The sequence below is a fragment of the Cryobacterium sp. Y62 genome (genome assembly GCF_002929785.1).
GTDB lineage: Bacteria > Actinomycetota > Actinomycetes > Actinomycetales > Microbacteriaceae > Cryobacterium.
Genome location: NZ_PJJK01000063.1, coordinates 1 through 12923, shown reverse-complemented (window position 1 = coordinate 12923; position 12923 = coordinate 1). Strand labels below are relative to the sequence as shown.

Below are 12923 nucleotides of genomic sequence, written 5' to 3'. Positions count from 1 at the left end.
GCCGCGGAGGAAGGCTACCCGGTCACCAATTTCGACCGCGTCGGCGACGCCGCTTGGACCATCACCGTTCAAAAGGCCTAACGCCGCTGCAGCGCGGTCAGCCGGCTCAGGCTGGCCGCGCCGACGCCAGCAGCGGATGCCATGGGTAGGTCAGACAGTGCCACGCTCCGGCCCCGACTACGTCGGTGGCACCGCGTAACGTTGTGCGAGCGGATGTCACCGCCGACACGTGCCACGGCACGGGGTTCCCCCGCATTCCACCACCGGTACCGAAAGATTTTTTTATGACGACCACCGTTTCTGCCCTCGCCGCCCCCGCGGCCAACCAGCCCCTCGTTCGCACCACGATCGAGTTGCGCACCCCCGGCGCCCACGATGTCGCGATCGACATCAAGTTCGCCGGGATCTGCCACTCCGACATCCACCAGGCTCGGGACGAGTGGGGCGTTGGACTGTTCCCCATGGTTCCCGGCCACGAAATCGCCGGCATCGTCTCTGCCATCGGCAGCGATGTCACCCGCTACCAGGTGGGCGACCGAGTCGGCGTCGGCTGCTTCGTCGACTCTTGCCGCGAGTGCGCGAACTGCCTCGCCGGCGAAGAGCAGTACTGCCTGAAGGGCGAGGTCGGTACCTACAATGACCGCAACCACGACGGCACCCCCACCAACGGCGGCTACAGCACCGCGATCGTCGTCGACGAAAACTACGTACTCGGCATTCCCGACGGCATCGAGCTCTCCGAAGCCGCTCCCTTGCTCTGCGCCGGTATCACGCTCTTCTCCCCCCTCACGAACTGGAAGGCCGGCCCCGGCAAGAAGGTCGCCATCCTCGGCATGGGCGGTCTCGGACACATGGGCGTGAAGATCGCCCACGCGCTCGGCGCCGAGGTCACCGTGCTCAGCCAGACCCTGAGCAAGAAGGAAGACGGCCTGCGTTTCGGCGCAGATCATTACTACGCCACCAGCGACCCGGCCACCTTCACCGAGCTCGAGAACCACTTCGACCTCATCGTGAACACCGTGGCCGCGAACCTCGACCTGGAGGGCTACCTGAAGCTGCTCGCCCTCAACGGCACGCTCGTGCACGTGGGAATCCCCACCGAGCCTGACAGTGTGAAGATGGTTTGGCTCGCCGCCCAGCGTCGCTCCATCGGCGCCTCCAAGATCGGTGGCATTCGCCAGACCCAGGAAATGCTTGATTTCTGCGCCGCCCACGGAATCGGCGCCGACATTGAGATCATCTCGGTCGATCAGGTGAACGAGGCATACGAGCGTGTTATCCGCAGCGACGTGCGCTACCGTTTCGTTATCGACGTTGCCACTTTTGCAAACGAGACCCGCGTCGACGCGTAGGCGCTCCGACCGGCGCGGCATAAGCCGCGCGAGTCGATAAAAACCCAGGCACGAACCGCCCCGGGCCGCAGCTTTCACCGCGGCCCGGGGCATCCGTTATTAAAGGAGTCCCATGAAGTACGTGAAGCTCGGAACCACCGGTCTGGATGTCTCGGCGCTCGCCCTGGGCTGTATGAGCTATGGCGAGCCGGAGCGCGGAAACCACGCCTGGACGCTGACCGAGGAGACCAGTCGGCCATTCATTCGGCAAGCCGTTGAGGCGGGCATCAACTTCTTCGACACCGCAAATGCTTACTCAGCCGGGTCGAGCGAGGAAATCCTCGGCCGCGCACTCGCGGAGCACACCAACCGCGACGAGATCGTCGTGGCCACCAAGGTCTACTCGCCGGTCGGTGAAGGACCCAACCAGCGCGGCCTGTCACGCAAGGCGGTGCTGCAGGAAATCGACAACAGCCTGCGTCGCCTCAACCTCGACTACGTGGATCTCTACATCGTGCACCGCTTCGACCCCTTCACCCCGCTTGAGGAGACGCTTGAAGCCCTGCATGACGTGGTGCGCTCGGGTAAGGCGCGCTACCTGGGCGCCTCCTCAATGTTTGCCTGGCAGTTTGCGAAGGCCCTGCGTCTGCAGCAGGTGAACGGCTGGACACCATTCGTGTCGATGCAGAGCCAGTACAACCTGATCAGCCGCGAAGAGGAGCGCGAGATGATCCCGCTCGTAACGGATGCCGGCATCGGCCTCACCCCGTGGAGTCCCCTCGCGCGTGGAAAGCTCACCCGCGACTGGGACGACACGACCGCCCGCACCGAGACGGACCTGGTCAGCCAGGCCCTCTACTCGCAGGCGGAGGATGGCGATCGCGCTGTTGCATCCGTTGTGGCCGACATTGCCGCCGAACGCGGGGTACCGCGGGCTCAGGTAGCTCTGGCCTGGGTGTCGGGCAACCCCGCCGTAACGGCGCCGATCGTCGGGGCGACGAAGCAGCAGCACCTCGACGATGCCATCGCCTCGCTCGACCTCGAGCTCAGCGCCGAGGAGCGCGCCCGTCTCGAGGCACCGTACCTGCCGCGTCTGCCCGAAGGGTTCTAAAGCTTCAGCGAATCAACTCGAGCGTGGCGGCATCCGTTTGATCGGTGCGCCACGAGGCCAAAATGCGCAGGGCGTCGTTCGAGGCGGACCCGGGTTGCGTGCTGTAGACGAAGAGTTGTTGGTCGGGTTCGCCCGGAACCGGGAAGGTTTCGTAGTCCACGTCGACCCGACCGACGATCGGGTGCACGAAACGCTTGACTCCGAACGTGCACTCCCACACCCGGTGTTGACTCCACCACGCACGAAATTCGTCGCTCTTCACGGTCAACTCGCCGATCAGCTCGTTGAGTGCCCGGTCGTTCGGGTGCGATCGAGCGTCGTGACGGAGCATGGCCGCCACGTCGCAGGCCACAATGTCCCAGTCCAGGTACAGAGTGCGCGCCGCCGGGTCGAGGAACGTCCATCGGGCCATGCTGCGCCCGAGCCTCGAGCCCTTCGTGAAGTCCTTTAGCAACAGCTTGGCGAGGTCGTTCATGGCAAGCACGTCCATGCCAACGCCGAGCACGAACGCTGGCTGCGCGGGGAACGAGTCCATGATTGTGCGCACCGACGGCCGAACAGTGTTGGTGCGCTGTCGCTGCTGGGTGCGCCCACCGGTCGACGCCGACAGCAGGGAGAACAGATAAGAGCGCTCCGCCTCATTCAGGTGCAGCGCCCCGGCGAGCGCATTCACCACCGCATCGGATGCCTGCGTCACCCGCCCCTGTTCCATGCGCGCGTAGTAGTCCACGCTCACGCCGGCGAGCGCAGCCACTTCGTCACGGCGCAGGCCTGGCACCCGACGGGCCGTCGCCAGCGGGTTGACCGGCAGCCCGACATTAGTTGGCGTTAGCCGAGCCCGGGCTGAGCGCAAAAAATCAGCGAGGGTATCTTTGTCGTCCATCCCTCCAGTATCTCCCGCCTGCCGCCAGTCCAGTGCCTTGGTACCGTGCCGGTGATCTCGTTGAGTGCCCAGGGCCGGCTGCTTGACCACGCACCGAGTTGCCCTCTGCCCGCGGCTCAGCGCAGACTATACATACCGGATCGCAACTGAGTCTTCCGCCCGTGGCTAAGGAGCTCACCATCACTGAACCGAACGACGCCCGCGTCGGCCTCTATATCGACTTTGACAACATCGTCATCTCCCGCTATCAGCAGTTGCACGGGCGCAATGCCTTTCAGCGCGACGGCATCCGCGATTTCAATAAATCGAGTCCGGATGCCGACCCCGAGATCGCCGCCCGGCTCGCCGCGGCGACGGTGGACTTCAACGCCATCATCGACTTCGCCGCGTCATTTGGCACCCTGGTCGTCAATCGTGCCTACGCCGACTGGTCGGTGCCGGTCAATGCAAGTTACCAGCGCCAGCTCATGTCGCGAGCGGTGGACCTGACCCAGCTATTCACCACGACGACGCGCGGAACCAAGAACGGTGCGGACATCCGTTTGGCTGTCGACGTGGTTGAAGACCTCTTTCGGCTGCCCGATCTGACCCACGTCATCATCATCGCCGGCGATTCCGACTACATTGCTCTCGCCCAGAAGTCGAAGCGGCTGGGTCGCTTCGTCGTGGGCATTGGCGTCGCGGGCTCGACGAGCACTTCGCTCGCGGCGGCGTGCGATGAGTTCGAGGACTACGATTCGCTGCCTGGAATCGGCAAAGCCACCGCGACCGCTGCAGAGAGGCCCAAGTCAAGCAGGCGGGCGACGGAACCTGCCGAAATTGCACCCGACCCTGCTCCTATCGAGGCTCGCAAGTTCACCACGATTCCCATGTTCTCGCACACCGATGACGCACAATTCGACGAGCCCGAGGCCGAAGACATCGACCCGCAGACGCTGGCAACCGAGCTCCTGGTGCGCGCGCTGCAGATCGGTCACGCCAAGGGCGACGACGACGAGTGGCTCAACACGGGCACCGTCAAGAACCAGATGCGCCGCATGGACCCGTCCTTCAACGAGAAGCCGCTCGGCTTTCGCTCCTTCACCGATTTTCTCTCCTCACGCAGCGACCTGTCCGAGCTGAAAGAGGATGGCCCGCAGCGGCTGATTCGGCTGCGTGCCGACGCAGAAATTCGGCGCTAAACCTTTCGGCGACGCGAGCGAGCTGTCACCCCAGCCGCGACGAGCATCGCAACTCCCGCAGCCGCCGTCGACACGGCGACGATCGTCTCCGTGAAGGGGGTCGTGTCGTGTGACTGGTAGCCGACTATCGCGGGCGCGATCTGAAAGGTGACCAGGAGATATCCCGGCAAGGTGACGCCGAGCAACAACAGGCACGAAGCGGATGCCGCGCGCGACGTATTCAGCCAGCACGCAGCCAGAATGATCAGGCCGACGACCCCGACCAGGTTTAGCGACACCTGAACCGGTAGAAATTGCAGCGGAGACGGAACACCCAGCAGCCCGGAGACGAGGGCATGCAGACCGGCGACGCCGAAGGATGCGGCGGTAATGAGGGAAAGCATCCGTTTAACACGACTATTGCCGGCCACACGTGCCATCGCCAGTATGCCGAGGGCCACAAGAAGAAGGCTGAGACCGAAAAATTGTGCCGTCGATCCGAGGTTTTCCCACGGGTCCGCGGGGTAGGAGTAGTCGAAGCGGTGATCTTCGATCGACGTGTCTGCGCTCGTCGAGGAGCCCATGAGCACGCCCCATCGCTCCAGCGAGGCAACGAGTTGCAGCAGTGCAGAGCCGAGAAAAAGCCCGGCCGCAGTGAGCGACCAACAGGCCGAAGAGAGATTGGAGAGAGCGCGCTGGGTGCGGTTATCGAGGTAAGCGATGGCTACCATGCGCTCATAGTAGCAACGCCGTTGCGTCGGCTAGACGAACAGTGGTTGATTTTATTGGGCTGCAACGGCCGACAGTCGCACATCATCGCCGACCGACACGGTTCCCTGGCGGATCACCTCGGCATAAACACCGAACATGATGTGGCTGGCCTGCAGCCGGTAGCCGGCGAGCATTTTCAGCAAATGTGTTCCAGGAACGCCAGTGTCGGGGTCAATGTCGATGACCGCGCACCGCGGAATACCGGCCTTCACGAGGAGGCGGGCTCCCCCGAGCTCGAGTTCGCGGCCAGCCCAGAAGTCTTCGACGTGCTCGTCGGCGTCGCCGGTGTCAATCGTGAAAGTGGCGCGGAAGCGGCGCGGATCGACCGCCATTTTCGATTCGCGGGCCAGTCGGTCGAGCGCACCCGTCGTGCTGATCGTGACGGAGTCGCCGTAAACCACAGATGCCTTGACAGTGCTTCGCGTGAGGATGACGCTGCGCCCCAGCAGCTGGGAGAATTCTGCAGCCCACGGCCCGTCGATCACCTCCATGGCGGTGGATCGACCCCAGTAGTCCAGATCAAGGTACTCCCCCGTCAGTTTGGGTGCCGCCGCAACTCGGCGGCCATCAAACGCCACGGCGAGCACGCCGTCAGCCCAGCGAGCCTCGCACCTCACCAAAAGTGGATGCTCAACCGTCTTCAAAATGGTGCCGGTGTTTCGATCGACGATGGCGAATTCGCGGTCACCGATGGGACCGTCGACCGCAAGCGAAACGGTTTCAAGTGGCTGGTGGCGGCCGCCCTTGAGTGGCGACACACCGATCTCTCGAATGTGCATGATGCCGTTCAGCCTAGCGAGCGGCTTGGTTGTGCACGAACTACTCGCCGCCGCCGCTCGCACGGCCTTCAAGCAGATTTCTAGTGGACTTGGCGACGTCATGCTGAGCCCGGCCTAACCGTTCTCGACGGGATGTGCCATGTGAACGATCAGGTCGGTGGCCTCATGCGCTGAGGTAATGACCGCCCGCGGTGCCCGCACATTCCACGCTTCACCTTCTACAACGAGATCGTCTATCGTGATTGCGGCGCGCAGATACGTGCGATTGATGGCCAGCGCCATTTTGCGGCCGCTGTCGCGGTGAGCTTGCGGCGCAACATCGTATGCCGGGGCAATCCGCGTGGTGCCGTCGGGCAAGTGCAGCATGAATGATGGTGTTCTTACCCGATTCCACAGCCCAGATGTATTTCTGGTCGGTCTCGAGCGTGTCAGCGAGTTGTCGTTGCGTGAGCCCGCTAATCAGGCGCCCTTGCTGCAGAATATGACCGAGAGCTTCGATGCTTTTCACTTCTTCCCGCGCTGCCACGACAGACACCTCATTGACGGTCTTATTACCTTCACGGTGATTTCGCGCCACCAGTGGACGACAACCCCGCCATAACGACACGGTTCGCCCTCAGGATGATCGCTAGCCATGTGTTTCTGGGTCCTCTTAGAAAGCGGTAAGCTCTTACAGTTGTCTTCCGCAGGTTTCGAATCTTGAAATTGTGTTTTGGAAGCAGCGGGCTGTGGCGCAGCTTGGTAGCGCACTTGACTGGGGGTCAAGGGGTCGCAGGTTCGAATCCTGTCAGCCCGACCAAAAGTCCCGGAAACTCAAGGGTTTCCGGGACTTTTTAGGTTAAAGATTTGATTAAGTCATCACTACGTCATCACTTTGAGCGTTCCAGCGCCGGTGATTCGGCCTTCTCGTACGAGTCGCCGTCGTCGGTTTCGGTTCTTCCCGATCGTGCGGGACTGCCGTGCGCACCTTCTGGGCATGAGTATCCACGACGACAAGCTAACCTCCCCTCCCACCAACGACTGGGGGCTCGAACCCCTGATGGACGTTGCCGAGCTGGCGGCCTACCTGGGCATCCCCATCTCCACGGTCTACGACTGGCGGGTGCACGGCAAAGGCCCCACGGCCTACCGGTTCGGCAAGCACCTGAAGTTTGCCATCTCCGACGTGCGCGCCTGGATCGCCCAGCAGCGCGAGTCTTCCTCCAGCGAGCCCAGGCGCACCGATCGGCGGTGAGCTGAGATGGCCAGGCAACGGTTGACTATCGGCACCTTCGGCGACATCAACACCCGCCAGACACCGACCGGCCGGTACGCGGCGCGAACCCGCTACCGGGACTGGGATGGCCACGCGCGCCTGGTGCAAGCCACCGGTGCCACGGCCAACGCCGCCGAGCCGGCACTGAAGACCAAGCTCGCCAACCGGGACCTGTTCCAACCCGCCGACACGGCGCTGACGCCCGACAGCCTGTTCAAAGACCTGGTGACGTACTGGCTGCAAGACATCGACCTCGAGGATCGCATCTCCCGGACCACCCGCAACCTGTACGAGCGCAACATGCGCACCCTGGTCTCACCGAGCTTCGACAACTTGGCGCTGCGGGAGATCGGCGTGGCCCGGTGCGACAAATTCATCAAGCAACTCGCGAAGCTCTCTTACAGCCGAGCCAAACAGGCGCGGGTCGTGTTGCGGCTGGCATTGGAATTGGCGGTGCGGCACGAGGTACTCCCCCGCAACCCGATGGACCATGTCTCCCGCCTCCACCGCGAGCCGCACGTGCCAAATGCCCTCACCGCCCCAGAGGTGAACGTCATCCGTGCGGCGATCGCGCAATGGGAGAGCGCCGCCAACCATATCTCTGGCCCCAAACCCGATGGCCAGCTGGGCGCAATCATCGAGGTGATGCTGGGCACCTCGGCCCGGATCGGCGAGGTGCTAGCCATCCGACGCCGGGACATTGACATCACCGGTGCCGTGCCCTCGATTCGCCTGGCAGGAACCATCGTCAGTCGCAACGGCGAACTGACCTTCCGGCAGGACCATCCCAAGACCGCGAAGTCCACGCGTGTGGTGGCACTGCCGACGTTCACCGCTGACGCCGTGCGCCGGCGGCTTGCCAAATTCGGGAGTCTGGGCCTAGATGGCCTGCTGTTCCAGTCCCGCGACGGCACTCCGTTGACGACCGCGAACGTGCGTCGTCAGTTGCGACAGGTGCTCGAGGGAGCGGGCATCAACGGAGTGACACCGCACATGTTCCGCCGCACGGTCGCGACCGCAGTCAACACCAACGCCAGCATCGAACTCGCCGCGGAGTTGCTCGGCCACACCGACACCAGGGTCACGGTCATGCACTACATCCAACGCAGCGAATTGGTCAACCCCGCCACCGCCGCGCTCCTCGATCGCGCGTTCGCCAAAGATGAAGACTGAACACGGTGCTGCCACGGTGGCAGCACCATGTGATCTGGGGTTTTTCTGCAAGTCATGCCAAAAGCTGCCCGACCGCCGCCGCACTTCTCGACCGGGCCTCGGCAAGAGTTGCCGACTGGAATGTGGTGGTGCCACGGTGGCCCCACCGCCTGATCTGGGGTTTTGTCGAATCCCGTGTTCACGTTCGTTCCGGTACTTAGGATGCTTGCTAGATCTATCCTCAGTAATACACCGACATTTGAGCATGCGCAATCGTCTTTCGGCCACGTGGAAATAGCATCTCGCCATGGACAGCAGCGCGAGCGACAGGAGCGAAGTGCGGAAGCCGGCCGAAGGAATTGCTATATTTGGCGATGCGTCGTGGACAATGCCTGAAGCGATGGCTGGCCAGGCGAGCCCCGCGAAAGCGGCCGTTGGCGACAAGCCGGTCTTCGCCTACATAGCCAGCCTGCCGCAGCCGCAGCGTGGCATCGCTGAGGCCGTCGATGCACTGGCGAACAAGACACTGCCTGACCTCCAGCGCTCCGTGAAATGGGGCATGGCATACTACGGCGTCGGCGATGGTTGGTGCTTCCGCTGCGGAGGCTTCGCCGGCCACGTCAAGCTCATGTTCATCAACGGCACCACGCTCGAGCCGGTACCGCCGGTGACACCGGTGGGGATGGGTAAGTCAACGCGGGGTGTGGAGCTCCCGAGTAATGACGCTTATTCAAGTAACGGGACGCGCTGCGCGCACATAGCACACGGTTTCACTCAGGAGCTAGGTTTTCTTGAATTCGAACAAAAGGTCGAATATGCGGGTCCGTGAATCGATACACGAAACGCCCGCGGGCTCCCGTCGAAGTCAAGATTTGGCCCTGAGCTGAGTCGGCCAGTTGACCAAGCGCGGCGCTCAAAAAGTTATAGCTTGTACGAACCTCTGTCGGGTTCGCCAGCTTCCATAACTCGATCACTTCTCGGTACTCCCATTGTCGGGCTGAGGACGCCGCGAGGAACCGAACAATTTGCTTTCGTGGCTGGGTGCTGCCGCCCCGTTCGTATGCCAGCCTCAAGCGCTCAGCGTACGACGCGCTGACGGACGCGGCAGCTCGAGCGATAGCTGTATCAATGGACGAGTCAGACACCTCCCGAACGTTGTCTTGGATGACGGCGCGACTCACGTGAAGACCAACAAGATGCGCAAAATAGGGGAACCCGTCGCTATAAAACACTAGCTTTGCGAGCTGTACCGCACTCGCACTGAGCCCGAGCAACCCGAAGCCGCGGTTAAGTATTTCTTGTATCTCTTGGTCTGGCATGCGTGGAACTCCGATCTGCTCGGCACGCCTTACGTACGACATTGAATCGCCGAGCAAAGTATTCGCATCATCCGCAATGCCGATAACCACGAACTTTAGATTGCCCGACACTCGCTTCTTGCCGATCGCGTCTGACAGCGACTCCATATGCTGAGCAACCTGTACGCGCGTGTTTGGGAGATCTATGTTTTGGAAGTTGTCGAGAACAAGGAGCGTCCTGCCCTTGGAATTCATCGCTTGGAGAAGCGATGTGAACGCCGGACTCTCGACAACTTCAAACTCATCTTTCTGTTCAAACCGGGACATGATTCGTGCCCTGATTCTTGCGAAGAATGGAACTTCGGCGCTCGTTTCAGCGTCGGCCTCAATAGTGCTTGAACGACTCCGACCAATAGCGCGGAAGCGAACAAGTTGTCTATTGCCGTGATCGATAATGTCGTCCATCGACATGCCTGATTTGCAATCAATCTCAAGCGTTTCCGCTCCCACTAAGTCGGCAACATTCGTCAGCAAGGAAGACTTGCCAACACCGGTGTCGCCATAGAGAAGCACCTGACAACCGCGCTCTCTGATGGCGTCGCGCAACAGATCTTGAAGCCCTGGACGGCCCGAGAGATCTGGCTCATTGCGCCGCTCGAACATGCGCTTTGAAACGATGGTTTTCGGAGTGAACACGTCTTCTGGGTCGAGATGCATATTGGAAGACTAGCCATTCTCACTGCTTCGTCACGCAGAGGACGTATTAACAACTTGTCTCGTTCTGGATGAAGGTATGGTGCGAGGATCGAAATCTAGGTTGCATCTTGGAGAGCCCCTCTACAATCGTTATTGGGGGCAGGAACAGATATTTTGCTCCGGCTGGCTAGCTTTCAAGGGGAAATAAAAGAAATGGTATTCAAGGCTCGTTCTGCATCCGAAGTTACAGCGCCCACCCCGGAAAAACTCTTCCCTCTGCTTTCTCGAACCGGTTCAAACTCCGATGCACTTTGGTCGCAGCAGACCGACCTCCTGCGTGAGTACGCTGCGACGCGGCTCAGGGCGAGGGACCTCGCCATCGAACTACCCACTGGTACCGGAAAGACTCTGACAGGACTGTTGATAGCCGACTGGCGCCGTCGGCAGAATAAAAGCCGGGCTATCTTTGCGTGTCCAACGGTTCAGCTAGTGCGCCAGGTTTTAGTGGCAGCGGAACGCGAGGGCATCCCCGCGGTTGATCTCTCCGGCTCTCACAAGCTGTGGGGCGCAACGGAAAAGTCGCGCTACGAGCGGGGGCAAGCAATAGCTGTCGTTCCATACAGTTCCGTTTTCAATACTTCTCCGAAGCTCATCGACGCAGATGTCATCGTCTTTGATGATTCACACGCGGGCGAGCAATACGTATCTGCGGCGTACACAGTTTCGGTGTCTCGGTCCCGGCATCCTGAAATTTACAGCAACGTCATCGAAGCAGTGAAGCCAGGATTGGGCGCTGAGCGGTATGCGCAACTAATCATGAATAGCCCCGGCCCTGGGACACGACAGCTGATTGATCCCCTCGTCATGGCGTTGCGAGACGATTGGCTTGCCCCCATTGACCACGCTCTCATCGCTTTCAACAATCTCCCAAAAGAGGACCGAGAGGGGCGGAAACAGTCATTCACCTATACCGCAGTCCGCGAGCATCTCTCCGTGTGCGTTGCGTATGTGACCTGGGACCGAATTGAGTTGCGCCCAATGACACCGCCCACATTCGAGAACAGCCTGTTTACCAATGCCAACCAACGTGTCTATCTCTCAGCAACCCTCGGCACCGCCGGTGAACTAGAACGTGCCTTTGGTCGCCCCAAGGTAAAACGTTTGGCGCTGCCGCCGGAAGCGCCAACACCCAAATCGGGTCGGCGTTTTCTAGTTTTTCCCCATCTCGTTCCCGACTGCGATCCTGACGAACTGACTCGTCAGCTCCTGTCGGTCGCGGGTAAAGCGATCGTCATAACACCCAGTGACCGCACGGCCGTGTTTGCTGAAGCGGCCATCATTCCTGACCAGTGGAGCATCTTCCGAAAGTCCGACGTAGAAGACTCGTTTGACGATTTCGCCAAGGCATCCTCGGCCGCCGCGATTCTCGCAAATAGATATGACGGGATAGACCTACCCGGAGACGCATGCCGCGTAGTCGCCCTTTATGGTTTCCCCGGTGCTACCAGTCTTCAGGAACAGTTCCTCTCGACACGTGCTCGATCGAAGTCAGTGATCGACGAACGAGTGCGAAGCAGAGTAATCCAGGGAACGGGCCGCTGTACTCGTGGGCCGCGCGATTGGGCTCTCGTGATCGTCGCTGATCCCGAAACAACGAGCTACTTGTCGCAAAACGAAGTGCGGCTTTCGCTCGATGAGGATCTTCAAGCCGAGGTGCTCTTCGGTCTAGAACAGTCCGAAACATCGGCTCAAGAACTCACTGACAAGGCGAGCAATGGAGGGCGGCAGAATCTCAAATTTCGGAGCTTCGAAGTGTAGCCAGCCGTGAACTGCCTCCAGTTAGCGTTGGCCTAAAGGCTGCCGCCGCCAGCGAAGTCGAAGCACTCGAGCAAATTTGGCATGGCAACTGGCAAGGTGGCGGCGCAAAAGCAAATCAGGCTGCTGAGGTTCTCGGCAGTTATCCGGAAGCACGCGGTTATCGGGCAACACAGCTTTTTCTTGCTGCTGTCTTTACGGACAAAGCCAGCCGACTAGCCGGCCAGGATTCCACTCTGGCAAAGACGGCAGATGGACTCGCCGCACAAGCCGTCGCGGCGGCAACGCCTGCGACCTGGATGAATTCCTATCTCCCGTTCAACGGTCGGAAGCATGCGGCCACCAGCAGAGCCGATTCAATTGCAGTGGACCGGCTGAGTGCCCTAACGGCCGGATTCGGTAGCGCGCAAAAGCTGGATGCCCGTCTCGCCGCGATGATCGCAGGCCTTCATGAGATTGACCACACTCAGTACGAACCTGCGCTCACAGAGTTGGGAAAGCTCCTTGGTGCAGATGCCTCCAAACCTGACGGCGATGGGCGCACTGACTCTCAGTGGTGTTGGGGAAATGAGCTGTGGGTCACGGTTGAAGCTAAGCCTGAATCCACCGGTCGACGTGAGATTCTGACGGCGCGTTAAACCGAGAATGCCCATCTGATCAGGTAAAATAGGA

At 61.0% G+C, this 12923-nt stretch carries 15 protein-coding genes and 1 tRNA gene; 10 read left to right on the top strand and 6 right to left on the bottom strand.

Going from position 1 to position 12923, the window contains the following annotated elements:
- The 3 genes from CXY71_RS21675 to CXY71_RS01520 form a co-directional block, all read left to right on the top strand.
- The coding region (locus CXY71_RS21675; RefSeq protein ID WP_233204328.1) for a hypothetical protein at positions 1–199 on the top strand (199 nt) is incomplete at its 5' end.
- A gap of 85 nt (positions 200–284) precedes the next feature.
- Positions 285–1352 carry an NAD(P)-dependent alcohol dehydrogenase gene (locus CXY71_RS01525; RefSeq protein ID WP_104133962.1) on the top strand — a complete coding sequence of 356 codons (1068 nt, stop codon included), beginning with the start codon at positions 285–287 and terminating at the stop codon, positions 1350–1352.
- 112 nt (positions 1353–1464) lie between these two features.
- The gene (locus tag CXY71_RS01520) at positions 1465–2442 is read left to right on the top strand and encodes an aldo/keto reductase (RefSeq protein WP_104133961.1); all 978 of its coding nucleotides are present in this window, start codon (positions 1465–1467) and stop codon (positions 2440–2442) included.
- Between the two features lie 4 nt (positions 2443–2446).
- Here CXY71_RS01520 and CXY71_RS01515 read toward each other — a convergent pair whose 3' ends face one another.
- Complete coding sequence (locus tag CXY71_RS01515; protein ID WP_104133960.1) at positions 2447–3325, bottom strand: helix-turn-helix transcriptional regulator; 879 nt, start codon at positions 3323–3325, stop codon at positions 2447–2449.
- A gap of 161 nt (positions 3326–3486) precedes the next feature.
- Between CXY71_RS01515 and CXY71_RS01510 the strand changes: the two genes are divergently transcribed.
- Positions 3487–4506 carry an NYN domain-containing protein gene (locus tag CXY71_RS01510; RefSeq protein ID WP_233198155.1) on the top strand — a complete coding sequence of 340 codons (1020 nt, stop codon included), beginning with the start codon at positions 3487–3489 and terminating at the stop codon, positions 4504–4506.
- On the opposite strand, the gene CXY71_RS01505 is transcribed toward CXY71_RS01510, so the two are convergent.
- The 3 genes from CXY71_RS01505 to CXY71_RS01495 all read right to left on the bottom strand — a co-directional run bounded on the left by CXY71_RS01505 (position 4503) and on the right by CXY71_RS01495 (position 6401).
- Entirely contained in the window at positions 4503–5216 is a 714-nt protein-coding gene (locus CXY71_RS01505) for a hypothetical protein (protein ID WP_104133959.1), read from the bottom strand. The two genes, CXY71_RS01510 and CXY71_RS01505, sit on opposite strands and share 4 nt — an antisense overlap.
- Positions 5217–5267: 51 nt before the next feature.
- Positions 5268–6035 carry an MOSC domain-containing protein gene (locus CXY71_RS01500; protein ID WP_104133958.1) on the bottom strand — a complete coding sequence of 256 codons (768 nt, stop codon included), beginning with the start codon at positions 6033–6035 and terminating at the stop codon, positions 5268–5270.
- A 114-nt stretch (positions 6036–6149) separates the two neighbouring features.
- Positions 6150–6401: a hypothetical protein gene (locus tag CXY71_RS01495; protein ID WP_104133957.1), complete on the bottom strand. Its 252-nt coding sequence runs from the start codon at positions 6399–6401 to the stop codon at positions 6150–6152.
- On the opposite strand from CXY71_RS01495, the gene CXY71_RS20490 reads away from it, so the two are divergent.
- The 5 genes from CXY71_RS20490 to CXY71_RS01475 all read left to right on the top strand — a co-directional run bounded on the left by CXY71_RS20490 (position 6400) and on the right by CXY71_RS01475 (position 9271).
- The gene (locus CXY71_RS20490) at positions 6400–6636 is read left to right on the top strand and encodes a hypothetical protein (RefSeq protein WP_146072706.1); all 237 of its coding nucleotides are present in this window, start codon (positions 6400–6402) and stop codon (positions 6634–6636) included. The genes CXY71_RS01495 and CXY71_RS20490 overlap by 2 nt on opposite strands.
- A 121-nt stretch (positions 6637–6757) precedes the next feature.
- A tRNA-Pro gene (locus CXY71_RS01490) sits at positions 6758–6834 on the top strand.
- A gap of 75 nt (positions 6835–6909) precedes the next feature.
- Positions 6910–7269 (top strand): helix-turn-helix domain-containing protein, encoded by a 360-nt coding sequence (locus CXY71_RS21670; protein WP_233204327.1) that lies wholly within the window; start codon positions 6910–6912, stop codon positions 7267–7269.
- Between the two features lie 21 nt (positions 7270–7290).
- A complete protein-coding gene (locus tag CXY71_RS01480) occupies positions 7291–8463 on the top strand; it encodes a tyrosine-type recombinase/integrase (protein WP_233204326.1) in 1173 nt (390 codons plus the stop codon).
- Between the two features lie 286 nt (positions 8464–8749).
- Entirely contained in the window at positions 8750–9271 is a 522-nt protein-coding gene (locus tag CXY71_RS01475; RefSeq protein ID WP_104133954.1) for a DUF1801 domain-containing protein, read from the top strand.
- Here CXY71_RS01475 and CXY71_RS01470 read toward each other — a convergent pair.
- Positions 9213–10457, bottom strand: a complete 1245-nt coding sequence (locus CXY71_RS01470; RefSeq protein WP_104133953.1) for an ATP-binding protein — start codon at positions 10455–10457, stop codon at positions 9213–9215. The genes CXY71_RS01475 and CXY71_RS01470 overlap by 59 nt on opposite strands.
- Positions 10458–10649: 192 nt before the next feature.
- Between CXY71_RS01470 and CXY71_RS01465 the strand changes: the two genes are divergently transcribed.
- Positions 10650–12254 (top strand): DEAD/DEAH box helicase family protein, encoded by a 1605-nt coding sequence (locus tag CXY71_RS01465; RefSeq protein ID WP_146072705.1) that lies wholly within the window; start codon positions 10650–10652, stop codon positions 12252–12254.
- 380 nt (positions 12255–12634) lie between these two features.
- On the opposite strand, the gene CXY71_RS21665 is transcribed toward CXY71_RS01465, so the two are convergent.
- Positions 12635–12923 (bottom strand): hypothetical protein (locus tag CXY71_RS21665; RefSeq protein WP_233204325.1); only part of this gene is annotated, 289 nt, incomplete at its 5' end.